The 24,001-nt window shown below is 67.7% G+C and carries 22 protein-coding genes; 10 read left to right on the plus strand and 12 right to left on the minus strand.

The features are described from left to right. Positions 1 to 98 precede the first annotated feature (98 nt). Together CQ040_RS11075 and CQ040_RS11080 are read left to right on the plus strand one after the other, a co-directional pair. Positions 99 to 2,765: a penicillin acylase family protein gene (locus CQ040_RS11075; protein ID WP_105527164.1), complete on the plus strand. Its 2,667-nt coding sequence runs from the start codon at positions 99 to 101 to the stop codon at positions 2,763 to 2,765. A 61-nt stretch (positions 2,766 to 2,826) separates the two neighbouring features. After that, a complete protein-coding gene (locus CQ040_RS11080; RefSeq protein WP_105527141.1) occupies positions 2,827 to 3,588 on the plus strand; it encodes an alpha/beta fold hydrolase in 762 nt (253 codons plus the stop codon). 19 nt (positions 3,589 to 3,607) lie between these two features. On the opposite strand, the gene CQ040_RS11085 is transcribed toward CQ040_RS11080, so the two are convergent. The 7 genes from CQ040_RS11085 to CQ040_RS11115 form a co-directional block, all read right to left on the minus strand. Further along, positions 3,608 to 4,471, minus strand: coding sequence for a hypothetical protein (locus CQ040_RS11085; protein WP_146113894.1), 864 nt, complete (start codon positions 4,469 to 4,471; stop codon positions 3,608 to 3,610). A 339-nt stretch (positions 4,472 to 4,810) separates the two neighbouring features. Then, the gene (mnhG, locus tag CQ040_RS11090; RefSeq protein WP_028501268.1) at positions 4,811 to 5,200 is read right to left on the minus strand and encodes a monovalent cation/H(+) antiporter subunit G; all 390 of its coding nucleotides are present in this window, start codon (positions 5,198 to 5,200) and stop codon (positions 4,811 to 4,813) included. Then, positions 5,197 to 5,466 (minus strand): monovalent cation/H+ antiporter complex subunit F, encoded by a 270-nt coding sequence (locus tag CQ040_RS11095; RefSeq protein WP_028501267.1) that lies wholly within the window; start codon positions 5,464 to 5,466, stop codon positions 5,197 to 5,199. The genes mnhG and CQ040_RS11095 overlap by 4 nt, the downstream gene beginning before the upstream one ends. Further along, positions 5,463 to 6,053 (minus strand): Na+/H+ antiporter subunit E, encoded by a 591-nt coding sequence (locus CQ040_RS11100; RefSeq protein WP_105527143.1) that lies wholly within the window; start codon positions 6,051 to 6,053, stop codon positions 5,463 to 5,465. Before CQ040_RS11100 ends, CQ040_RS11095 begins: the two co-directional genes overlap by 4 nt. Beyond that, complete coding sequence (locus tag CQ040_RS11105) at positions 6,053 to 7,603, minus strand: Na+/H+ antiporter subunit D (protein WP_028501265.1); 1,551 nt, start codon at positions 7,601 to 7,603, stop codon at positions 6,053 to 6,055. Before CQ040_RS11105 ends, CQ040_RS11100 begins: the two co-directional genes overlap by 1 nt. After that, a complete protein-coding gene (locus CQ040_RS11110) occupies positions 7,600 to 8,199 on the minus strand; it encodes a Na(+)/H(+) antiporter subunit C (protein WP_105527144.1) in 600 nt (199 codons plus the stop codon). Before CQ040_RS11110 ends, CQ040_RS11105 begins: the two co-directional genes overlap by 4 nt. Next, entirely contained in the window at positions 8,199 to 11,168 is a 2,970-nt protein-coding gene (locus CQ040_RS11115) for a Na+/H+ antiporter subunit A (RefSeq protein ID WP_105527145.1), read from the minus strand. The genes CQ040_RS11110 and CQ040_RS11115 overlap by 1 nt, the downstream gene beginning before the upstream one ends. Before the next feature lie 120 nt (positions 11,169 to 11,288). Between CQ040_RS11115 and CQ040_RS11120 the strand changes: the two genes are divergently transcribed. After that, entirely contained in the window at positions 11,289 to 12,788 is a 1,500-nt protein-coding gene (locus tag CQ040_RS11120) for a hypothetical protein (protein ID WP_105527146.1), read from the plus strand. A 17-nt stretch (positions 12,789 to 12,805) separates the two neighbouring features. Here the strand turns inward: CQ040_RS11120 and CQ040_RS11125 are convergent, their stop codons facing one another. Continuing rightward, positions 12,806 to 13,867 (minus strand): LacI family DNA-binding transcriptional regulator, encoded by a 1,062-nt coding sequence (locus tag CQ040_RS11125; RefSeq protein ID WP_105527147.1) that lies wholly within the window; start codon positions 13,865 to 13,867, stop codon positions 12,806 to 12,808. 60 nt (positions 13,868 to 13,927) lie between these two features. On the opposite strand from CQ040_RS11125, the gene CQ040_RS11130 reads away from it, so the two are divergent. Continuing rightward, the gene (locus CQ040_RS11130) at positions 13,928 to 15,166 is read left to right on the plus strand and encodes an MFS transporter (protein WP_105527148.1); all 1,239 of its coding nucleotides are present in this window, start codon (positions 13,928 to 13,930) and stop codon (positions 15,164 to 15,166) included. Between the two features lie 3 nt (positions 15,167 to 15,169). On the opposite strand, the gene CQ040_RS11135 is transcribed toward CQ040_RS11130, so the two are convergent. Both CQ040_RS11135 and CQ040_RS11140 read right to left on the minus strand, forming a co-directional pair. Beyond that, positions 15,170 to 15,817 (minus strand): response regulator transcription factor, encoded by a 648-nt coding sequence (locus CQ040_RS11135; protein ID WP_105527149.1) that lies wholly within the window; start codon positions 15,815 to 15,817, stop codon positions 15,170 to 15,172. After that, positions 15,814 to 17,010 carry a sensor histidine kinase gene (locus tag CQ040_RS11140; protein WP_105527150.1) on the minus strand — a complete coding sequence of 399 codons (1,197 nt, stop codon included), beginning with the start codon at positions 17,008 to 17,010 and terminating at the stop codon, positions 15,814 to 15,816. Before CQ040_RS11140 ends, CQ040_RS11135 begins: the two co-directional genes overlap by 4 nt. Positions 17,011 to 17,125: 115 nt before the next feature. Here CQ040_RS11140 and CQ040_RS11145 point away from each other — a divergent pair, with 115 nt between their 5' ends. Together CQ040_RS11145 and nucS are read left to right on the plus strand one after the other, a co-directional pair. After that, positions 17,126 to 18,007 (plus strand): GAP family protein, encoded by an 882-nt coding sequence (locus CQ040_RS11145; protein ID WP_105527151.1) that lies wholly within the window; start codon positions 17,126 to 17,128, stop codon positions 18,005 to 18,007. Positions 18,008 to 18,063: 56 nt separating this feature from the next. Next, positions 18,064 to 18,759, plus strand: a complete 696-nt coding sequence (gene nucS, locus CQ040_RS11150; protein WP_105527152.1) for an endonuclease NucS — start codon at positions 18,064 to 18,066, stop codon at positions 18,757 to 18,759. A gap of 27 nt (positions 18,760 to 18,786) precedes the next feature. On the opposite strand, the gene CQ040_RS11155 is transcribed toward nucS, so the two are convergent. Then, positions 18,787 to 19,119, minus strand: coding sequence for a response regulator (locus CQ040_RS11155; protein WP_105527153.1), 333 nt, complete (start codon positions 19,117 to 19,119; stop codon positions 18,787 to 18,789). Between the two features lie 144 nt (positions 19,120 to 19,263). On the opposite strand from CQ040_RS11155, the gene CQ040_RS11160 reads away from it, so the two are divergent. Further along, the gene (locus CQ040_RS11160) at positions 19,264 to 19,929 is read left to right on the plus strand and encodes an HAD hydrolase-like protein (RefSeq protein WP_105527154.1); all 666 of its coding nucleotides are present in this window, start codon (positions 19,264 to 19,266) and stop codon (positions 19,927 to 19,929) included. Between the two features lie 148 nt (positions 19,930 to 20,077). On the opposite strand, the gene CQ040_RS11165 is transcribed toward CQ040_RS11160, so the two are convergent. Then, positions 20,078 to 20,284, minus strand: coding sequence for a cold-shock protein (locus CQ040_RS11165; RefSeq protein WP_028501254.1), 207 nt, complete (start codon positions 20,282 to 20,284; stop codon positions 20,078 to 20,080). A 572-nt stretch (positions 20,285 to 20,856) separates the two neighbouring features. Between CQ040_RS11165 and CQ040_RS11170 the strand changes: the two genes are divergently transcribed. From CQ040_RS11170 to CQ040_RS11180, 3 genes are all read left to right on the plus strand, one after another. Next, entirely contained in the window at positions 20,857 to 21,681 is an 825-nt protein-coding gene (locus tag CQ040_RS11170; RefSeq protein ID WP_105527155.1) for a shikimate 5-dehydrogenase, read from the plus strand. Between the two features lie 32 nt (positions 21,682 to 21,713). Next, the gene (locus tag CQ040_RS11175) at positions 21,714 to 23,552 is read left to right on the plus strand and encodes a substrate-binding and VWA domain-containing protein (protein WP_105527156.1); all 1,839 of its coding nucleotides are present in this window, start codon (positions 21,714 to 21,716) and stop codon (positions 23,550 to 23,552) included. A 7-nt stretch (positions 23,553 to 23,559) separates the two neighbouring features. Further along, the coding region (locus CQ040_RS11180) for a hypothetical protein (protein WP_146115303.1) at positions 23,560 to 24,001 on the plus strand (442 nt) is incomplete at its 3' end.

Consider the following 24,001-nt stretch of genomic DNA (forward strand, 5'->3'; position numbering starts at 1 on the left):
CCCGGACGGATATGATGCGAAGGCGCGACCCTGGAACGCGCACTGGGGCTCGGTGGGACTGAGTTCCACCTGTCTACCCGAAAGTGTTCTCGACGATGATGACCGATTCGCAGGAGTCCGCCGTACCTTCTCGCCCCTCACTGGGCGTTCGCATCGGACGCATCGCGTTCCTCGTCGTGGCCGGGATCATCGTGATCGCGGTGGCTGCGGCCTTCTTCGTCACCTGGACGATCCAGCGCTCCTTCCCGCAGACCGAGGGATCCATCGAGCTCGACGGACTCGCGGCCGAGGTCACGGTGCAGCGCGATGACCGCGGCATCCCGACGATCACCGCCGACTCGACCGACGACCTGTTCTACGCCGAGGGATTCGTGCACGCGCAGGACCGGTTCTTCGAGATGGACTTCCGCCGCCACGTCACCGCCGGCCGCGTCGCCGAGATGTTCGGGGAGTCGCAGGCGGGGACCGACGCGTTCCTGCGCACACTCGGCTGGCGCAAGGTCGCCGAAGCCGAGGTCGAGGCGATGGATGACACGACGCTCAGCTACTACGAGGCCTATGCCGATGGGGTCAACGCCTACCTGGCTTCACGCTCGGGCGCAGAGCTTTCCCTCGAGTACGCGGTCATCGGCCTGCAGAACCCCGACTACGCCCCTGAACCGTGGGAGCCCGCGGATTCCGTCGCCTGGCTCAAGGCGATGGCCTGGGACCTCCGCGGCAACATCGAAGACGAGACCGAGCGCTCCCTGCTCGCCGCCGAGCTGAGCGACGGCGCGGACGGCGACGGCACCGCTGCCGCGGATACGGATGCCTTGCTCCAAAAGCTCTACCCCGACTACCCGTTCGACGAGAATCCGGTGATCGTCCCCAAGATCTCGACGGTGCCGGCCCTCGGCTCCGATGCCGAGCCGGCATCCTTCTCGTCGTCGAAGACCGACGACGAGGTCCAGCAGGCGAGCACCACGATCGAGTGGGAGGAGACGTCGAGCGTCATCGAGGCCGCGAGCGTGCTGGTCGGCAACGTCGGCGAGGGCATCGGGTCGAACTCGTGGGTCGTCTCCGGAGACCTCACCGAGACCGGGATGCCGTTGCTCGCGAACGATCCGCACCTCGGCGCATCGCTCCCCTCGGTCTGGTACCAGGTGCAGTTGAAGTGCTCGACCGTGAACGAGGAGTGCCCGTTCGACGTGGCCGGCTTCTCGTTCTCCGGCCTCCCCGGCGTCGTGATCGGACACAACCAGAAGGTCGCCTGGGGCTTCACCAACCTCACCACCGATGTCACCGACCTCTACGTCGAGCGGGTCGAGGGAGACCAGTACTGGCGCGACGGCGCGCTGGTGCCGCTGGAGGAGAGCGCCGAGACGATCAAGGTCGCCGGTGGTGACGACATCGAGCTGACCATCCGCTCGACCGTGCACGGACCCATCATCTCCGGACTCACCGACGACTTCACGGCGATCGCCGATGATCCGGAGCCCGCGCTCGAGGCCGATTCCGCCGCCCCGACCACACCGGCTCCCGGCTCGGAGGAAGACACCGAGTACGCCGTCAGCCTGCGATGGACGGCCCTCGACCCCGGTACCGCGGCGACCGCCATCTTCGCGCTCTCGACCGCGCAGAACTTCGACGACTTCCGCTACGCCGCATCCCTCTTCGACGTACCGGCGCAGAACCTGATCTACGCCGACACCGAGGGCAACATCGGCTACCAGACGCCAGGACGCCTCCCGATCCGCGGCGCCGGCGACGGGTGGATGCCGCAGCCGGGTTGGGACAGCAGCTACGACTGGACCGGCTACATCCCGTTCGAAGAGCTACCCGTGTCGTACAACCCGAACTCGGGATACATCGTCACCGCCAACAACGCGATCGTCACCGACGACTACGCCTACTTCCTCTCCCGCGACTGGGACTACGGCTACCGCGCGGCGCGGATCGCCCACCTGATCGAGCGGCGGGCGGCCGTGGCCCCATTGACCGCCGACGACATGCGCGAGATCCAGATGGACAACGAGATGTGGATCGGCACCCAGCTGGCCGCGGCCATGGATGACGTCGAGGTATCCGGCGCCGGCCCGAACGAAGCCGTGGAGCTGCTGCGATCGTGGGACGCCCAGAACGCGGCATCGTCATCGGCCGCTGCCTACGCGAACGTGCTGTGGTCGAACCTGGTGCAGAACATCTTCGCCGAGCGCGAGCAACCTCTGCCCATCGACGGTCAGGGTCGGCTCTTCACGGTCGTCGCCGACCTGCTCGAGGATCCGTCCGACCCGCTCTGGGTGAACGAGCAGATCGACGTCGACGGGATGGAGCAGATGCTGGCGCTGTCGGCGGAAGAGGCCTACGACGAACTCGCTGCCCTCCAGGGCACCACCGTCGCACGCTGGAACTGGGGAGAACTGCACGCGATCACCCTCACCAGCGACACGCTCGGCACCTCGGGCATCGCTCCGGTCGAAGCACTCTTCAACCGTGGGCCGTTCCCCGTGAGCGGAGGAGCGTCCGTGGTGAACGCGACCGGGTGGGAGCTCGGGGTCTCGTACGCCACCACCACAGTGCCGTCGATGCGCATGGTGGTCGACCTGTCCGACTTCGACGCCTCGACGTGGAACCACCTCACCGGGGCCTCGGGGCACGCCTACGACGAGCACTACACCGACCAGACCGCCGACTGGGCTGCCGGCATCCAGAAGCCGTGGGCGTACTCGGCAGAGGCCGTGAAAGCCGCAGCCGTCGACACCCTGGTGCTGACGCCGGCCGGCTGAGCGACGCGTCGTGCCCGATCACCCCGAGCGACGCCCCAGGATGCTCGGATACGTTTGAGGGGTGCCATCCAGCTACCTCGCCCCCAAGGGCACGCCCGCCACGCTCCTCGAGTTCGAGCACGGCGGCGCGACGCTCATCGCCGAGACATTCGGCGAAGGTCCGCACACGTACCTTCTGTTGCACGGCATCGGCATGGGCCGCAGCGTCTACCTCGACATCGTGCAGCGACTCGAGGGACGGGTCATCGCGGTCGACCTGCCCGGCTTCGGCGAGGCCCCTGAGCCCACGCGCACCCTCACCATGGAACGGCATGCCGATCTCGTCGCGGCCTACCTGCAGCACGTCGACTCGGGTCCGGTCGTCGTGATCGGGCACTCGATGGGCAGCCAGATCGCCGCAGAGCTCGCCGCGCGGCATCCATCCCTCGTCGAGGGCGTCGTGCTGGCCGGACCCACCGTGAACAAGGCGGCCCGCAACATCGGCGCACAGGCGCGGTACCTGCTGACCGACCTCGTCGGCGAGCGGCCGCTGGTCATCTGGCGCGGAGCCAGGGAGTACCTCCGCGGCGGTCCCCACCTCTTCCGCAAGATGCGCGCCACCATCGTGCACGAGCCCGAAGACGCCTTCGTCCGCATCCAGTGCCCCGTGCTCGTGCTGCGTGGAGAGAGCGACCCGCTCGCCCCGATGAGCTGGTGCCGCGAGATCCTCGACGCGATCCCCGGCGCAGAGCTGGAAGTCATCCCCGACCACGGTCACGGCACGTTGATCAGCGACTCCGAGCCCGCGGCCCGCCTCATCCACGAGTTCGCCGCCCGCCTCTGAGCGGCGGAACATCCGGGGTTCACGACTCAGGACGGAAGGCCGATCCGGCCCCGGTCCCGGCATTTCCGACATCTCTCGAGCGGTTTCTCCTGAGATGTGAACGAACGTCGGGCGCAAACCTCGGCCCCATCACTGCGATGACCTCTCGCAATGCCTGCTGAGTCTCGGGGGATCGGTGCAGGATGTCGGCAGCCAGCGGGCGGACCGTCACGTAGCCGAGTCGTGCAGCCGCCAGATCGCGACCTCGATCCTGCTTCTGCTTCGTCCACCCCTCATGGAACTCCTTGCTGTCGCACTCGATGATGAGCCAGCCGTCCACGACGAAATCCACGCGACCCACGCCCTCGATGAAGACCTGGGTCTCGAACGAGACTCCGAGGGAACGGAGCATCAGGCGCACGAAGGTCTCAGGCCCGGATTCGGCCGAGGCGTCGACCAGCCGGACCAGTGTCTGGAACCGAGGGGGCAGGTCGCGGAACAGCTCGTCCAACTGGGCCAGGGTGATGAGTGCGTGGTGCACCAAGCTGTCGAGCGTCGCGACTGCGGCTCGCGGTGGCTGACAGCGCACGGAGTGTCTGATCGCCGTGCGAAGGGAGGTGGCATGCAGGTGCCTACATCCGGGCTCCTTCGACCAGTGAAGGTGTGGCTCGCTCGTCTTCGGACGGCCCAATCGGGAGCCGTGGGGCGAGACCTGCACGTGCACCGTGGAGGCTTTCAATACGAAGATTCCGAGCAGCTGCAACAGCGAGAGACACGTGATGCGGCCCCCGATGCGGGCCGCATCGGCGACCTTCGCATCCACGTCGGGATGCGCATACCTGTCCCGTCGCAGCCGGATGAGTAGGCCGGCACGCACAGCGGAGGTGATCTGTCGGGTCGTCATGCCTACGCGCAGGAGGTCGTCGCGCGCGAGGACCATCGGAGCGAAGAAGGCGAGAGAGAGAGTTGCTTCGGAGTCGGGTCATGCACAGAGAGAGCGTGCCGAAATCGCCGCCGCGAATGGGCTGGTCGAGCAGGATGTGGATGAACTGCACGCGTATCGAAATTGTGGAGGCGGCGCGACACGCCCTCACCTCGGGGTGACCCCTTCCTGGCCGCTCACGGTCACGTCTCAGGAGCGACGCCCGGTCTGAGCGGAAACTCCGCTGTCTTCCCGCGCTCTGCCGTAGCTCGTCCTGAGTTGTGAACCACAGCGACCCGGGCAGCCCGGTAGCGCTCGGACTCAGCCGGCGGCGGGCGGAGTCTGCTTCGATTCGGCCAGTTCGTCGACGACCAGTCCGCGCTGCTCGATGGTGCCGTTGCGATAGGCCTGCCGCCCGACCATGTGCGCCGAGAGCGGCGCGGTCGCGAACTGCATCAGCACGATGGGGGCGACCAGCACGAGGCCGAACAGGAAACCGCCGATCGAACGCTGCGACAGCGCTATCGCGATGCAGATGAGCAGCAGCCCGAGCACCTGCGGCTTGGTCGCCGCGTGCAGTCGGGAGGGCACATCGCGGAAGTGCAGCAGCCCGACCGCGGCTGAGAGGCACAGCAGCGCCCCGAGCAGGATGAGGATCAGGACCGCCACGTCGACGACGGCATCCGGGATCATGAGACCGAACACGTTCATGGTGTCGTGTTGTCCCTTCTCGCGACGAACCGGGCGACGGAGATCGACCCGAACACCCCGATCGCCGCGATGATCAGGAGCACCGGGATGTTCCGAGTGTGACCGTTGATCGCCATCTCGGCCCCGAGCACGCACATCACCTCGGTGAGGAGCACATCGGAGGCGACGGCGCGGTCGAGGATCGACGGCCCGCGCACGATGCGGATCAGGGTGAGGATCGCGGCGATGCCGAACACCACCATGATCAGCAGGAGCAGGATGTTCATCGGGCACCGCCCTTCGTCGCGCCGAGGCCGGCCCGCTCGTCGGCTTTGAGGGCCCGATACTGAGCGGGGTCGCCGAGTGCGCGCACGACCCGACGCTCCCAGCGGAGCACCCCGGCGCGCTGCTCCTCGACGTCGGCGATGTTTCGAACCCCGATCACGTGCAGGTACAGGATGCGCCGGTCGCGATCTGTCTCCACGACCAGTGATCCGGGGATCAGCGACGAGACGACCGCGACGTGCGTCATCACCAGGTCATCGGCATAGCGCAGCGGCACCGCGATGATCGCCGTGCCCGGCTGACGACGGAAGTCGAACACCTGCACCGTGACGGAGAGCGCTCCGCTGAGCACAGCGAACAGGAACTGCACCACGAAGAGCGCGGCGTACCAGAGGTTGATCCTGCCCGAGAGCGCAACGGTCGGCAGGCGGAAGACGCGGGTGACGAAGATCGCGACGACGAGACCGGTGAGGAAGGACAACACGGTGAACTGCGCCCACAGCAGCATCCAGAGCACGACGAGCCAGGCCAGGAACGGCAGCTGCACCCGGATGTCGCGCCAGAGGTGGCGTTTGAGGTCTCGGCCCATCAGCCCACCTCCTCTTCCAGCTGCACGAGGCTCACGGGCTGCAGCAGTGCGGCGCCGATGCGATCGCAGAGGGCATAGAGGGGGCCGGCGAAGATCGTCAGGGCGAGGGTGACAGCGACCATTCCGCCGGTCGCGACGGTCATGATCTTCGGGATGCGACGGCGCTCCTGCTGCTCGTCGGCCGCCGGTGCGTTGCCGAGGTACGAGATGCGACCCTCGGTCTCGGTGGAGTCCTCTTCCTCGCGCCAGAAGGCGAGGTTCCAGGCGCGCATCAGGGCGTAGAGAGTCAGCAACGAGGTCACGATGCCGCCGAAGATCAGCACGATCATGAGCGGTGTGCCGACGGACGCCGCCGCCTCGAAGAGGGCGAACTTGCCGATGAAGCCTGAGAAGGGCGGCAGACCGCCGAGGTTGATCGCCGGCACGAAGTAGAGGATCGCGATGACGGGCGCGACCTTCAGCAGTCCCTTGACGCGCAGGATCGACGTGCTTCCCGCTCGACGTTCCACGAGCCCGACCGCGAGGAACAGTGTCGTCTGCACGACGATGTGGTGCACGATGTAGTACACCGTCGCGCCGATCGCCGCCGGCGTCGCTATCGCGAGGCCGAAGATCATGTAGCCGACGTGGCTCACCAGCGTGAACGAGAGGATTCGTTTGAGCTCGGCCTGCGCGACTGCGCCGAGCACCCCGACGATCATGGTCGCGAGCGCGATGATCAGCAGCAGGGTGTCGATGCTGTTCGAGGCGAAGAGCTGCGTCTCGGTGCGGATCAGCGCGTAGACGCCGACCTTCGTCAGCAAGCCGGCGAACACGGCCGTGACCGGAGCCGGCGCGGTGGGGTACGAGTCAGGCAGCCAGAAAGACACCGGGAAGATGGCCGCCTTGATGCCGAAGGCCACCACGAGCATCAGGTGCAGAACCAGCTGCGTCTCCTGCGGGAGCTCCGACATCCGCTCGGCGATCTGAGCCATGTTGACCGTGCCGAGCGCGCCGTAGATCATCGCGATCGAGGCGAGGAACAGGATCGACGAGACCAGCGAGACGACGATGTAGACCGCGCCTGTGCGGATGCGGGACTCGGTGCTGCCGAGCGTGATGAGCACGTACGAGGCGACGAGCAGGATCTCGAATCCGACGTACAGGTTGAAGAGATCGCCGGCGATGAAGGCGTTGAAGATGCCCGCCGCGAGGATCAGATACGAGGGGTTGAAGATCGAGATGGGTGTCTCGTCGGTGCCGTCGGCTGCGCCCTGGCCGATCGAGAAGAGCAGGACGGCGAGCAGCACGATGCTGGAGATGAGCACCAGGAGGGCTGCGAGCCTGTCGACGTAGAGCACGATGCCGAAAGGCACCGGCCAGCCGCCGACCGAGACGGCGAGCGGTGCGCCGGAGTCGACCACGACCAGGAGCACGGCGGCGATCACCGAGACGGCGGCGAGCGTGGCCACGGTGACGACGACCTGGAGGCGCGCGTTGCGGCCGAAGACGAGGGTGATCGCGGCCCCGAGAAGGGGGAGTCCGACGAGGAGCGGGACGAGGGCGGTCATGGCCTGTCCTCCTCGTTCTGATCGCGGTCGTGGGATTCGTCTGGGCTCGGTTCACGGCCCTCGTCTGAGGACTCGGAGTGTTCGCTCCCCCAACCGGTCGGTGCGTCGAATGGCGCATCGTCGTGGATGGAGGGGTGATCGCGCATGTGGAGCACGGTGATCGGAGCCGTCTGCACCCCGACGAAGTCGGTCGTGGCGTCGTCGTCGTCCGTCTCGGACTCGTCGTCCATGAGGTCTTCGTCGGCGTCGGTGCGCTCGCGGAGCGCGATGTCGGCTTCGTCGTCCTCGACGGTGTCGGCCTGGCCGAGCTGCCAGGAGCGGTAGATCAACGCGAGGAGGAACGCCGAGACGGCGAACGTGATCACGATGGCGGTGAGCGTGAGCGCCTGCGGGAGCGGGTCGCTCATCTCACCCTCCGTGCCGAAGAAGGGAGCGTTGCCCGGAACACCCATCACGATCAGCAGCAGCAGGTTGGTCGCGTTGCCGAGCAGCAGGAAGCCGATCAGCACGCGGGTGAGGCTGCGCTCGAGCATCGCGTACACACCGCACGCGAAGAGGATCGCCATGATGACGATGAGGGTGAGGGAGACGTCCATCAGCCGTCCCTCCCGCCCCGGGAGAGGAAGCCCTCAGGTCCCGGCGTCGTACGCAGCGCGGCCTGGCGGTCGACCTCGGCGCCGAGGCTCCGCAGCACGTCGAGGACGAGCCCGATCACGACGAGGTACACGCCCACGTCGAAGATGGTGGAGGTGACGAACTCCATGTGTCCGATGCCGGGGATCTCCCACTCCCAGAACGTGCTGGTCAGCGGTGCGAGCCCGAAGAACAGGGGGACGACCGCGGTGCCGACGGCGAGGATGAGCCCGGTGCCGAGCAGTCGACCCGCGTCGGTCGGTGCTGCCGCACCCAGTTCCCAGCGACCGCCGGCGATGTAACGCATCACCAGCGCCATTCCGGCGACGAGTCCACCGGCGAAGCCTCCGCCTGGGAGGTTGTGGCCGGCGAACAGCAGGAAGATCGAGACGACGATGATCGTGTGGAACAGGACGCGGACGATCACCTCGAGCAGGATCGACCTGTTCTCCGGTTTCATCTTCTGTCCGCCGACGAGCCAGGCACGCGGGCTGCTCTCGTTCTCGGAGGTCTGGAACCGGATGCCCTCGGTGGTCTCGACGAGTGGGCGACTGCGGGCAGCCCGGCGGGTGGCACGCGGAAGGTTCTTCGTGGCCGCGAGCAGGTCTGCGCGATGCGTGACGAACACGAGGGAGGCCACACCGGTCGCCGCGAGCACGAGCACCGAGAGTTCGCCCATCGTGTCCCAGCCGCGAAGATCGACCAGCGCCACGTTGACGACGTTCTTGCCGTGGCCGATCTCGTAGGCGAGCTTCGGGAACGCCTCGGAGATCGGATCGGCGACGCGGGACTGGGTGGCGACGACGGCGACGAAAGCCATCGTGACTCCCACGCCGATCGCGAGCAGCGCGCGCGGAATGCGGCCGACCGAGGCGTTGTGCTCGCCCATCCGGGCGGGTAGCCGCCGCAGCACGAGCGCGAACGTGACCATCGTGACCGTCTCGACCAGGATCTGCGTCAGGGCGAGGTCGGGTGCACCGCTCGTCGCGAATAGCACGACCATCCCGAGCCCGGTGACCGAGACCAGCACGACACCTGTATAGCGCTTCTGCGCGCGGACGGCGAAGATTCCGGCGACAGCCATGATCGGTGCGACGACGATCTGGGCAGGGGTGTGCCACAGGGACAGGTTGTAGCGATCGATGTCGCTCCCGATCAGGGCCGTGACCTCGGCCGCCACGAAGACCACGAAGATGGTGCCGACGTAGACCGGGAGAGAGCCTCGCTGCGTGAGTGTGGTGCTGAGCACCGAGAGACGGTCGACGCCGCGCATGACGAAGTAGTACACGTCGGCAGCGGTGAATCGCAGGAGCCGGGCCTTGCGGTCCCACCCGGTCCTGCGGGTGAGCAGGAAGAGCCCGATGCCCAGCAGGATCGACAGGATCGAGATGCCCAGTGCGGGTTCGAAGCCGTGCCAGAGCGCAAGGTGGCCCGGGCCTTCGACGGCTTCACCCGCGTGGTCGAGTCCTGGCGTCGCGGTGAGCGCGTATCCCTGCAGAGCCGTGTCGAGCGCTGGAGCTCCGATGCCCGCGGCGAGCGTCACCCCGGCGAGGATGATCGGCGCGGAGAGGAAGCCGACCGGCGGATCGGGCCATGCGGTGTCCGGCAGCTGCTGACCCTGTTCGTCGCGCTTCTTCCAGAAGGCACCCCAGAGGAAGCGCACCCCATATGCCGCAGTGAGCATAGACCCGAGGACGATTCCGATGAGTGCGACCAGCCCCCAGGCCGAACCGCCTTGAGCATCATCGAGCAGGGCCGTGAGCGTTGATTCCTTGGCGACGAATCCGATGGTCGGCGCGATTCCGGCCATGGATGCGACCGAGATGAACGCGGCAGTCGCCATGACAGGCGCCTGCCTGCCGACGCCGGAGAGCTCGTTGATGTCACGGGTGGACAGCTGACGGTCGATGACTCCCACGATCAGGAACAGCGCCGACTTGAACAGCGCATGCCCGATGACCAGGGCGAGACCGGCGAGAGCCGTCGCCTGCGTGCCGTAGCCGACGACGATCGCGAAGAAGCCGAGCTGACTCACGGTGCCGAAGGCGAGGATGCGCTTGAGGTCGGTCTCGCGGAGGGCTTGGATGCCGCCGAGCAGCATGGTCACGATGCCGAGGGTGATGACGATCGGCCGCCAGGGTGCACTGAACGCGAAGATCGGCGCGAAGCGGGCGATGAGGTAGATACCCGCCTTCACCATCGCGGCCGCGTGCAGATACGCACTGACCGGAGTCGGGGCGGCCATCGCACCGGGGAGCCAGAAGTGGAAGGGGAAGAGGGCCGACTTGCTGATGGCACCGATCAGGAGCATCACGATCGCGGCGTCCACCAGCGGTCCGGTGGGTGCGATCTCGAGGATCTCACGGATGCTCGAGGTGCCGGTGTCCACGACCAGGAGGACCACGCCGACGAACATGACGAGGCCGCCGAGAGTCGTCACGAGCAGGGCCTGCAGCGCCGCACGACGGCTGGCCGCACGACGGCGGTAGTGGCCGATCAGGAGGTACGAGAGGATGCTCGTCACCTCCCAGAACATGACGAGCATCACGAGGTCGTCGGTCAGGACGAGGCCGTACATCGCACCGGCGAAGCCCAGCAGCACGCCGGCGAACTGTCCGACTCCGGCCGAGTCCTCGTAGAAGTACCAGCGGCAGTAGAGGAGCACGAGGGCGCCGACGCCGGTGACGATGAGCGTGAGCACCCAGCCGAGCACGTCCATGTTCATGGACAGGTTGAGCCCGAGCTGCGGAATCCACTCCACCGACTCGAAGGGCACCGGGCCGTCGAGGACCTGCGGCGTCATGACGAGCGCATGCACGAAAGCGGCTGCCGGTACGAGGGCCGCGATCGCGAATGCCTGAGCCCCGAGCCAGCGCACCAGAACGGGCATCAACAGCGACCCGAGGAGGAACACAGCGAGGAGCATCAGCATATACGCGGCTCCCTCGGGGGTCGTCGGCCTTGCGGCTCAGGCGGGGGGTGTCCCTTTCAGTTTACCGGGGCGAGAAGGTCCCGAGGTTCGCAGTTTGCACGATCGTGCAAGAGTGGTCGCATGCGGCGGGTGTGGGTGCGGGAGCTGGCCGGGTGGATCGGATCCCTCGCGCTCGCTCTGATCACGACCGCGCAGGTCGCCTCATCCGACCGCTCAGAGCTGCTGTTCCGCGACGGAGATTCCCTGATCGTGGCCATGTTCGCGAGGTCGGTCGTCTCGGGCCAGCCGTTGGATTGGGCGATGTCGAGCGTGCTGTTCGTGCCCGAGTCCGCGACCTTCGCCCTGCTCGTTCTCCTTCTACCCTTCGGCGTGAACGGCCTGCTCGCGATAAATGCCGTTCTCAACATGATCGCCCTCTACGGAGCGATCCGCGTCGTCGCGGGCCGCCGGCGCGAGGGCACGGCACCGGTGACGTGGTCGCTCCTGGGGCTCGCTGCCTTCTGCGTCCTCGCCATGACCGACCTGTCGGGCTCGCGCGATGCCCTCGATCTCGCCTCGCTGCAGTCGACGACGACGTACTACTCGGCCACGGTGGTCGCCGTCGTGCTGTCGGTCGGACTGGTACGCCGGGTGATGGACCGCGAATCAGGCGGTGTCGGACTTCTCCTCGCCCTCGGGGCCACGGCGGCTGTGTCGACCCTGTCGAACCCGCTCTACGCGGTGTGGGCGGTGGTCCCGATCACGCTCCTCCTCGCCGTGATGGCCATCCGATCTCCGCAGAGGGTCCGGATGGCGATGCTCCTGGCCGTGCTTCTGGTCGGCACCGCACTCGGCTTCCTCGGACGCATTCCGCTTCGGGCATGGATCGCCAACACCGGCGCCGGCTACGTTCAGCCCGAGCTGTGGAACGAGTCGCTGGGGTACTACGCAGGCTTGTTCACCGACCGGATCTCGACTCCGGCCGGAGTTCTCGGCGCCCTGATCGTCGTCGCTCTCATCGTGCTCGCGGTCTTGCGCACCGCGCGCGCCGGCGACGCAGGAACCCGGTTCGTCGCGGCCGTCGCCTGGCTCACGCCGGCGCTCGTCCTGATCGGCGCGATCGCACTCGGCACGCATGCGGCCCGCTACCTCCAGCCCCTCGCGTTCGCGCCCGTGCTCGCGCTCGTCGCTCTGCCGCGCTCCTGGCGGATGCCCTTCCGCGTGGAGTCCCTCCTCGCCGCGGCTGCTGCCGCTGTGCTCGTGGTCGGCGGAGTGCTGAGTGTTCCGCGACTCGCCGCCGCGAGCGAGGAAGCCGATCCCGATCTGGTCTGCGTCACCGATTGGGTGAATGCCTCAGGCCGCACCGGTGCCGGTCAGTTCTGGACCGTGCGCCTGCCCAAGCTGCATCTCGACGATCCCGCCCATCTCGTCCAGGTCGATCATGAGCTCAACGGATACGCCTGGCTGGTGAACCGGCGGGACTTCGACGTCGGCGAGGTGTCGTTCCTCGTGGAAGACGCGCAGACGGTGCCATGGGCCCTCCCCGAACCGGCCATCCCCGATGAGGTGGTCGACTGCGGCCGCTACCGCATCCTCGATTTCGGCGACACCGCGCTGCCGATCGGCCCCGAGCGGAGCTGACCGTCGCGATGCGCCCGTCAGCGCGGCGCGGGTCCGGTCGTCGTGCCGGCGCGGAACACACAGGTGAGGTGCTGCGTCACTCCGGGCTCACCCCCGAGCATGCGGGCGACCTGCTCCCCCGCTGCGCGCCCCTTCTCGACGGCCGGCTGCACACTCGTGGTGAGCGCGAGATCGCCGAGGCCGTCGAGCGGGATCCCGTCGAATCCGGCGACCGAGAGATCTTCCGGCACCCGCAGACCCAGCTCCTCCGCGGCGCGGATCACTCCGACCGCGAGCAGATCGCTCTGCGCGAGCACGGCCGTGGGCCGCGTTGCGGTATCTGCGAGCAGCATCCGCCCCACCAGGACTCCTTCGTCGATGAGACTGCCGGACGCCGAGATGGCCGGGGCGTCCGGGAACACCTGCCGCATGCCCTCGAGACGATGGACCGTGACGTCGACGGTCGCGTTCGCGATCCGTTCCGGCGTGACCGGCGCACGTTCCCGGTCGCTGTCGAGCGGGAGCGTGACGAGTGCGACGTCGTGGTGACCGAGGTCGCGGACGTGACGGGCGACGTCGGCGGAGGCGGCGACGTTGTCCAGTGTGATGCGCGGGATCTCCTCACCGGCATCTCCTTCGATCACGACGACCGGAAGGCCACGGCCGACGACCACCTCGAGTGAGGCTCTGGTGCGTCCGGAGCAACCGATCAGCACGAACGCGTCGACGGGGGCGTGGGTGATCGCCGCGCCCTCCTCCCCCGGTTCATCGCGCATGAGGAGGATGCCGGCGCTGAGATCTGCGAGTCCGTCAGTGAGCCCGTCCATCATGGCCGTGGTGACCGGATCGAGGAAGGCCGCGCGCAGGTGCCCCTCGAGAACCACCGCGACGATGCCGCTGCGCCCTCGGCGCAGGGATGCCGCGCGCGGGTCCGGTCCGGCGTAGCCGAGTTCGGCCGCGGCAGCGAGCACGCGCTCCCGTGTGGCTGCTGCCACGTTCGCCTTGCCGCTGAAGACGACCGAGGCGGTGGACGTGGCCACGCCCGCCTCGCGTGCGACGTCGGCGATCGTGGGCCGACGCGGCGTCTCCTGACTGCTCATACTTCGAGGATAGCTCCCCTCGCTTCCCTTGGGTCGAATCGATTCGATAGGCTGTCCGGCATGGAAACAGCCCTCACCCGTTCGCAGTTCGTGCGCTGGCGCGCGGCGATCTTCGCCATCTTCCTCGCGAGCGGCCTGTCGATCGCGACGTGGGCGTCGCGGGTGCCCGGCATCAAGGAGGCACTGGGCCTGGACAATGCACAGGTCGGGCTCATCCTGCTCGGCATGGGCATCTCATCGATCATCGGCATCTCGACGGGTCCCGTGGTGATGGCGCGCATCGGTGCGCGCCGGGGCATGCTCCTCACGATGTTGACGTTCGCGACCGGCATCGTCCTCGTCGGCCTGGGCGCGAACGTCTTCGGCTCCGTGCCGGTGGTCATCTTCGGCATGGTGCTGTTCGGCTTCGGCAACGGATCGGTCGACGTGATGATGAACGTCGAGGCGACCGCGATCGAGCAGCAGATGGGCAAGACGATCCTGCCGGTCTTCCACGCCTTCTTCAGCTTCGGCACGGTGATCGGTGCGGGGATCGGCGCCCTCGCGGCCCAGCTCGCGATCAACGTCGCCACCCACGCCTCGATCATGGGAGCCCTGATCGCCGTGATCGCGGTCGTATGCTTCTTCCAGGTGCCCGTGCGCGAGGCTGCCCTCGATCCGGAGCCGCACGAGAAGCCCTCGTTCCGCGCACGCATGCACACCGCCCTCGAGGCGTGGCGCGAGCCGCGCACCTACCTGATCGGCGTGGTCATGCTCGGCATGTCGTTCGCAGAAGGCGGCGCCAACGACTGGATCGCCCTCGGCACCGAGCAGGGTCATGGCTTCGCCGAGGGCACGGGCGCCATCTCCCTCGCCGTCTTCTCGGTCGGGATGACCGTGGTTCGCCTCTTCGGCGGGCCGCTCGTCGATCGATTCGGCCGCGTGCTGGTGCTGCGCATCCTCGCCGTGGCGGCGGCCTCAGGCATTCTGCTCTTCATCCTCGCCCCCACGTTCCCACTCGTGCTCGTCGGTGCGGCACTCTGGGGCGTCGGCGCATCCCTCGGATTCCCGCTCGGCATGTCGGCTGCGGCAGACGACCCGGCCAAGGCGGCAGCACGGGTGAGCGCAGCGGCCACAATCGGCTACGTCGCCTTCCTCGGCGGACCTCCGGTGCTCGGTGTCATCAGCGAGCACATCGGGCTGCTGAACACGCTGTTCATCCTGGTCGCGCTCGTCGTGATGTCCGGGCTCTTCTCGGGTGCTGCCCGTCCGCTGCGCGAAGACGAGAAGACTCCGGTCACGACCGCCGCACAGGACTGAGACTCAGTCCTCGCGACCGCGCACGAGCGCTGCCGCGTGCGAGCGGCTGCGTGCGCCGAGCTCGGTGAGCACGTTCGAGACATGCGTCTTGACCGTGGGCACCGAGATGCGCAGCCGCGTGGCGAGCTGGGCATTCGACCACCCCTGCAGGATCCCGTCGAGCACCTCCTGCTCCCTGACCGTCAGATCCGGGAACGCCGCCTGCCGTGAAACGGCGACCGGTGGCACGGCGCTCTCGGCCACTGCGGCGAGCGCACGCCGGGTCACGCGAGGGTCCAGTGCGCCCTCACCCGCGGCGACAGCCCGTACGGCCTGCGCGAGAGTGGGCGCGTCGACCGTCTTGAGGAGGAAGCCCACTGCTCCCGCGCGGATGGCCCCGAAGACGAGCTCGTCCTCGTCGAAGCTCGTCAGGACCAGTACATCTCCTAGGCCTCGTTCGACGATCTCCCTGGTGGCCGAGATCCCGTCCCGCCCCGGCATCCGCAGGTCCATGAGAACCACGTCCGGCCGCAGCGCAGCGGCGTTGCGCACCGCGACATCGCCATCCGCGGCTTCGCCGACCACCGTGATGCCCTGCGCCTCGAGCATGATGCGCAGCCCCGCTCGGATCGCGCCGTGATCGTCGGCGAGCAGCACGTTCGGGGCCGTCATGCCCTCACCACCGTCGGGATCGCGCCCTCGACCGACCATCCGCCGGCGACCGGCCCGGCAGTGAAGACACCGCCCAGCGCGGCGACGCGCTCACGGAGCATCTGCAACCCCCAGCCCTCGTCGCCGTGTGCGGCTGCACGACTGGCCACGCCGCCGCGCGAGCGCACCTGCACCCGCACCTCGGCATCGTCCTGCCGGATCACGATGTCGACGTCGGCGCCGCTCGCATGCCGAATGCAGTTGGTCAGCGCCTCCCGCACGATGCGGATGACGGCCTGCTCGAGAGCCGCACCGAGGTCACCGACCTCATCCACGGAGAGGTTCACGACGAGCCCCGCGCGCTCCGCCTCCTGCACGATGGAGCCGAGATCCGCCCAGCGCGGTGTGGGCGCGAGGGTTCCGTCGCCGCGGCGGAGCACCGTGATCATCGATCGCAGGGCGCCATGGGCGTCGAGCCCCGCATCGCGCACCGCCTGCAGGGCTTCTCGGTCCTTCGAGCGGTCGGGCGGGGTCGACAGTGCAGCCTCCGCACGGATCGCCATCGCCATCACGTGGCCGGCGACCACGTCGTGCAGCTCTCTCGCCATCGACTCGCGCTCCCGCTGCACGGCCTCGGCGCGGTCGCGCTCAGCGACAGCGGTGGCATCCTCCGCGCGCTGACGATGCAACTCGGCGAGCTCATGCGCCTGGGAGACGGCGACCGCCCACCAGTAGTCGGTGCCGAAGATCGCACCGAACTGCACGCCGATGAGGAAGGCCACGGCGAAGGAGACGTCGGTGAGGAGCCAGGCGACGACGAAGAGGATGAGTGTCGCGGCGCCCAGCAGCACGAGCAGCACCTGACGACCCCGCGGGCCGGCGAGGAACGCCGCCGTCCACAGCACATCCAGCAGCACCACGAGGGTGCCGATGCCGCCGACCGTGAGCAGATCGACCACGAACAGGACTGTCACGAGCACCAGGACCGTCACAGGCATGCGCCTCTTGCCGAGGGCGAGCGCGCAGGCCGGAAGCGCGAGTGCCAGCCCCCACCACGGCGAGATGGGGTCTTCCAAGATCGAGAACGGCCCCCAGATGCCGCGGAATCCGAGTGCCGCCATCGCGACCGCGAGGAGCGCCATCCCCAGCGGGTCCGCCCACCAGCGGTGCCGGCGGTACCAGGCGCCGAATCCGCCTTCGACCGGCTCGTGCATGCCCTCATGCAACCACGGCGCGCGCCGCCGCGCATCCGACGAAGGGATGAGGAACTCCGCGGAGACGATACTTTCGCCCGATCCGGGGCCGACGCTGTTCCGTGAACGTGGAGACATGGAACTCTTCGGCGGGCTGCCGCTCCCCCTCTCCCTCGCGCTTCTGGCGCTGATCGACGGGTTGAGCGTCGGTACGCTCCTCATCCCGGTCTTCCTGCTCCTGCATCCCGGACGGGTGCGCGCCGGACGCATCCTGCTGTATCTGGTGACGATCGCCGCGTTCTATCTGCTCGTCGGGCTCCTCTTCCTCTGGGGGCTCGTGAACCTCGTCGACGTCGCCTCCGATTTCCTGGCATCCCCCGCCGGCCTGGTCATCCGCCTCGTCGTGGGGGTAGCGCTCCTCATCACCGCGTTCGCGATGCCGACCGGCGACAAAGCCGCGAAGGTCGCGAAGACGACGCCCTCACCACCCGCTGTCGCCCCTGCCGTCTCACCGTGGACGGGAATGCCCACGGCCCGCGACGCGGATGGCTCCTCGATGATGACCCCACCCTCTCCCGCGGCCGCGATGACGACGGACGCCTCTCCCGGTCCTGGACGCATCAGTCGCTGGCGGGACCGACTGCTCGACCCGCGCACCCGCGGCACCGCGGTGATGGCCGTGGCGATCGCCGCCGGACTGGTCGAGATCGCCACCATGCTCCCCTATATCGTCGCGATGACCATGCTCGCCGATGCCGGGATCGACACTCCGCTGCGCGTGCTGTCGCTCGTCGGCTACTGCGCTCTGATGATCCTGCCCGCGGTCGTGCTGCTCATCCTCCGCCTCGTCGCCGCTCCGCTGGTGCAGCGACCGCTGGAACGCTTCGCAGCCTGGATGGAACGCACCGGCGCCGAGAACACCGCCTGGATCATCGGCATCATCGGGTTCCTCATCGCCCGCTCGGCGGCCACCGAGCTCGGCCTCTTCCAGGCGATCGGCTCCTTCCTCGACCGATGACCGCCGCGCCCGTCGAGTGCGACCGCGCAGCACCCCCGACGAAGTAGGCTCGACGGGTGCGTCTCGTCATCGCCCGCTGCTCGGTCGACTACACCGGTCGGCTCAATGCCCATCTCCCGCTTGCCACGCGTCTGCTCGTGCACAAGGGAGACGGGAGTCTGCTCGTGCACTCCGACGGCGGCAGCTACAAGCCGTTGAACTGGATGAGCCCACCGTGTTCGCTGTCGAGCGAAGACCCGGGCGAGGAAGAGGCGAGCGCAGGCGTCGTCGAGGTCTGGCGCGTCACGCACAAGAAGACCGGCGATGCGTTGCGGGTGCAGATCTACGAGATCATCCACGACACCTCCCACGAGCTGGGCATCGACCCCGGGCTGCAGAAAGACGGCGTCGAGGCCGACCTGCAGCGACTGCTCGCCGAACAGGTGGACCGTATCTCCGAGGGCGCGACCCTCGTGCGCCGCGAGTACCCGACAGCCATCGGCCCGGTCGACCTGCTGGTGCGAGACGCCGAAGGTGCCGCCATCGCAGTCGAGATCAAGCGCCGCGGCGACATCGACGGCGTGGAGCAGTTGACCCGCTACCTCGAGCTGCTCGGCCGTGACCCGCACCTCTCTCCCGTGCAGGGCGTCTTCGCCGCGCAGGAGATCAAGCCCCAGGCCCGCGTGCTCGCCGAAGACCGCGGCATCCGCTGCCTGGTGCTCGACTACGACGACATGAAGGGCATCGAGTCGGGCATCCCCCGCCTGTTCTGAACCGCGCCTGCCGAAACGTCAGCGCGTTCAGCGTGCCGACAGCAGACGTGGAGTCGGTCCTTCGAGGCGCGCGACCGCGATCTTCACCTCGGTGATCTCGAGCTGGACTTCACGGAATCGAGCATCGATCCGCTCGAAGTGTTCATCGATCCGCTCGAACCGTTCATCGATCCGCTCGAACCGAGCATCGATCCGCTCGAACCGAGCATCGATCCGATCGAAGCGCGCTTCATACTTCACGTCCTGCGCCGCGAATCGCGCGTCCATCCGGTTGATCATCCAACCGAATCCGCTGATGATCGCCACCAGCAGCGTCGCTGCTGTCGCCAGCATCGTGATGACTTCCACCGACACGTACATGCCCCCATTCTCGCCCGCGCATCCGCCGTTGTCACGACCTTATATGTGGTCAGTACGTGCTCACACGAGGTGTGTAGAACCTTTTCTGTTGCACACCTGTGCAGGGAGGGCGGTCGCCCCCTCGCACGCCCATAGGCTGGAGGCATGCCTCACTCCCCCTACTCCTGCGTGCTGTGGGACGTCGACGGCACCATCGTCGACGCGTCCATCGGCATCCTCCGCCGGCTCAACGTCGCGCTGACTCACTTCGGCCGCCCGGCGCCGACGCGCGAAGAGCTGGTGCACTGGATCGGTCCCCCCATGTTCCAGTCGTTCCAGGACCAGGCGGGCATGACGCCGGAGCAGTCCGCCGAGGCGGTCGCCTTCTACCGCACCCTCGGCAAGGCCGATGGCTACACGACCGACGTCGCGACCTACCCGGGCGTCGTCGATCTCATCAACGAGCTGCACGCGGCGGGCGTGCCGCAGGCTACGGCCAGCTCGAAGCCCGAGAACCAGGTCGACGCACTGGTCGACCACTTCGGTCTCCGTCCCGCGTTCCTGACGACGGTCGGCGCGACCCCCGATGAGTCGACGCTCGCCTCGAAGACCGACATCGTGGCCGAGGCCCTTCGTCGACTTCGCGAGCTCGGTGCCGACACCTCACGACCGGTGCTGATCGGCGACCGGCACCATGACGTCGAGGGCGGCAATGCCAACGGCGTTCCGGTGGTCTTCGTCGAGTGGGGCTTCAGCGATTCTCACGAGGGGGACGACGCCGCGTTCCGCGTCTCGTCGGTCGACGAACTGCGCTCGCTGCTGCTCGGCTGAACCCGCCCTGACGCCTGCTGGACACGGCGGACGGCCCGACGTTCGAGGTGCTCCCGCACCCGCTCCGGACGCCGGAAAGCACAGAACTCCCCGCCGGATGACGCATCAGGGATGCGATCCGGTCGGGGAGTTCTGAGTTCCGCCCGTCTCAGACGGGGCGAATGTTCTCTGCCTGAAGGCCCTTGGGGCCCTGCGCCACGTCGAACTCGACTCGCTGGTTCTCTTCGAGAGACCGGTAGCCGGACGATTCGATGGCTGAGTAATGTGCGAAGACGTCAGCGCCTCCGTCGTCGGGGGAGATGAAGCCGAAGCCCTTCTCCGAGTTGAACCACTTAACCGTGCCCTGGGTGCTCATGTACTGCCTGTTCTGCTGATGAAGAAGCCGACGCAGGGATGCCCCGACATCGCTAACGCTAGTGGAGGAGGCCCCGAGGGGAATAGCCGCGGCAAGAAGGTAATCCAAATGTTGCACGAGCGGCATCCGGCCGTCATCTGGTCGATCGGCGGGTGCAGGGAGCAGAAGGCCCCTGGAAAATGGTGTGGCCCTCACCGCGGGGGGAGCGATGAGGGCCGAAGACGACCGGAGGGTGCGTCAGAAACAGCTTAGCTCCTTTTCGAAGCTCTTGTCCCCCTTTTGGGGGACAAATTTCAACTTCGGTGGGAGGATGAACGATAGCGGCCCCCTCGAGTAGCCCATTGGGGACTGAACTACTCGAGAGGGCCCAATCGCATGCACGGATCGTCTGCCCCTGGGGTGGGCCGCCGTTTCGTGGGGAGAAACGGGACGATCAATCCCCTTGTGCATGCACCTTCACCATAGGAGAGATCGCTCGATCTCACCACGGGTTTTTCGGTGCTCCGGACGTGGCCGAATCGCGCCCTCACGCATCGCCCCAGGCGTGACCGCGGCGCGAGTAGCCTGATCGGGTGACACTGCTCAACAAGGACATGACCCTGTGCATCTCGCTGTCGGCACGGCCGAGCAACAACGGGACGCGCTTCCACAACCACCTCTATGAGGCACTCGGGCTGAACTGGATCTACAAGGCGTTCGCGCCTACAGACCTCGGTCAGGCCATCGCAGGCGTCCGCGGACTCGGCATCCGGGGCTGCGCGATCTCGATGCCCTACAAGGAGGAGGTCATCGCCCTCGTCGACCGGATGGATCCCTCGGCGAGCGCCATCGACTCGGTCAACACGATCGTGAACGACGGCGGCGTGCTCACCGCCCACAACACCGACTACTCCGCGATCGCGCAGCTCATCGAGAGCAATGCGCTGGATTCCGCGGCATCGGTGCTGCTGCGAGGCTCGGGCGGCATGGCGAAGGCGACCGCCGCCGCGTTCCGCGACGCCGGGTTCGCGCGAGTGACGATCGTCGCCAGGAACGAGGAGAACGGACGCGCCCTAGCCAGCCTGTACGACTTCGGCTGGGCGGCAGAAGTCGGCGACGCCACCGCGGACATCCTGGTCAACGTCACGCCGATCGGCATGGCCGGCGGCGCGGAGGAGCACGCGCTCGCGTTCTCGAAGGAGGCGATCGCCGCGGCATCCGTCGTGTTCGACGTCGTGGCTCTTCCCGCTGAGACACCGTTGATCGCCGCGGGCCGCGCTGCGGGCAAGACCGTGATCACGGGAGCCGAGGTCGCAACCCTGCAGGCGCTGGAGCAGTTCGTCCTCTACACCGGCATCCGTCCCTCTGCGGAGCAGGTGCAAGAGGCCGAGGAGTTCATGCGCGCAGGAACCCCGTGATCGGGAGGCCGATACCTGGGTAGCCTAGGCGCATGAGCGCGCCTCGCACCGCACGACGGACCATCTTCCGGCGAACACCTGCCACCCTCGCGACGGCCGCAATCGCCGCGCTGGTGCTCGCGGCCTGCACGGGCGGGGGAGAAGACCCGACGCCCGAGGGCGGCCAAGGCTTCCCCGACGACGGTTGCACGCACATCACCATCGCGACCTCGTCGGAGAAGGTCAACATGCTCGACGAGCTGGCGACCGCGTTCAAGGAATCTCCGGAGCACGACGCCCTCGACACCTGCGTCACCGTGCGCCCCACGAACGTGTCGTCGGGGAACGCCGCGCGCTACCTCACCTCGGGCGAGGACTGGCCGAGCGACGACCGCGCCCTGTGGCCGACGCTGTGGTCGCCGGCCTCGACCGTCTGGACCGACCGCGTCGCCGCAGCCGCCTCGCCGAACCTCGTCGGAACACCCGCGTCGTTCACCCGCACCCCTGTCGTGTTCGGCATGCCGGAGCCGATGGCGAAGGCACTCGGTTGGCCGGACAAGCCCATCAGTATCACCGAGCTCGAGGGCCTGTGCCAGAACCCGGACGGCTGGGGGAGCGTCGGCAAAGACATCTGGGGTGCGTTCAAGATCTCCAAGACGAACCCGAACACCTCGACCACCGGGCTCTCGACCATCCTGATGCAGTCGTACGAGGCATCCGGCAAGGCCGAAGGACTCACCTCGGCCGACGTGGATGCCGCCGCCGACTTCTCGCGCGTGTTCGAGGAGTGCGTGATCCACTACGGCGACACCACCGGCAACGTGCTGTCCACCCTGTACGACGAGACGCAGAACGGCGCGAACGGATCGGCCTACGTCTCGGCCGTCGCGCTCGAGGAGACCTCGCTGCTCAACTACAACAAGGGCAACCCCGACTCGCACACCGTGCAGCCGGGCGAGACCCTGACCCCGCCGAAGACCAAGCTCGTCGCGGTGTACCCCTCTGGCGGCTCGATGTGGTCGGACAACCCCGTCACCGTTCTCGGCGCCGACTGGGTCACGCCAGAGCAGCGGACGGCGGGGGAGGCCTTCGCGAAGTTCCTGCAGACAAAGCCCGCCCAGGAGATCCTGCCCGAGTACGGGTTCCGTCCGCTCGACGAGTCGGTTCCGCTCGGCGACCTGTTCACCGCGAACTTCGGCGTGGATCCGGCACAGCCCACGGTGACGCTGCCCAAGCCCGAGGTCGACGTGATCTCCACCGCGATCGACCAGTGGACGCAGGTGCGCAAGCCTTCGTCGGTGCTCGAGCTCATCGACATCTCCGGCTCGATGGACGACCCGATCGGCGACGGTCGCTCGCGGCTCGACGGCGCCATCGAGGGCGCCCAGACGACGCTCGACCACTTCCGTTCGACCGACGAGGTGGGCGTGTGGGCGTTCACTACCGGCATCTCCTCCGAAGAGGGTGAGGGCATCCAGGTGCTGCGCGACGTCACCCCGCTCGGTGCTGACGGCGAGAAGCTCGACTCCTCCCTCGACGACCTCCGCTACGCGCAGCGCAACGGCACCCCGCTGTATGACGCGATCCTCACGGCATACGAGGCCATGAGCGAGCGCGCCGAGCCCGGACGCATCAACGCGATCGTCGTGCTCTCCGACGGGGAGGACACCGACTCCACGACCTCGCTCGACTCGCTGATCGCGAAGATCGGCAAGAGCACGAAGGAGGGCGGCGCCGACGCCCCGGTGCGCATCTTCCCGATCGCCTACGGCTCGGGCGCCGACACCTCGGCGTTGCAGCGCATCGCGGATGCCACCGGCGGCCAGATGTTCGACGCTTCCGACGCCGAGCGGATCGACCTCGTGTTCGCTTCCGTGATCAACAACTTCTGAGGTGGGCATGATCATCGTCGCGGCGTCCGACCTGAGCGGGGTCACCGACGCGGTCGCCGGCGCTCTTCAGTCGAGCGACGTCTACATCGCCCCTGGGGTGAAGGGCGGGGATGCCCTGGCCAGCACCCTGACGGGTGTCCTACCCGCAGACGGTTCGATCGCGGTCGTGGTTCTGCCGGCGGACGCTGACCTCGGCGCGGTCTACGACCTCGAGTTGCTTACACGGATCACCGAGAAGGTTTCGCAGAAGACGGTAGTGCTCGCCGTCGGAGACGACCTCCAGGCCGCTTCGACCGCCATCGACAGCGACGACGCCCTATTCATCGCGAACACGAACGAGGCCGCAGCAGGCGGCGACACCCAGACCGCACTCGTCGAGACGGTGCAGCAGATCGTCGAGGAGACGCCGTCATCCCCGGGCGGGGGTGGCGGCGTCTCCTCGACGATCT

The organism is Microbacterium sp. MYb54 (assembly GCF_002979515.1).
GTDB lineage: Bacteria > Actinomycetota > Actinomycetes > Actinomycetales > Microbacteriaceae > Microbacterium.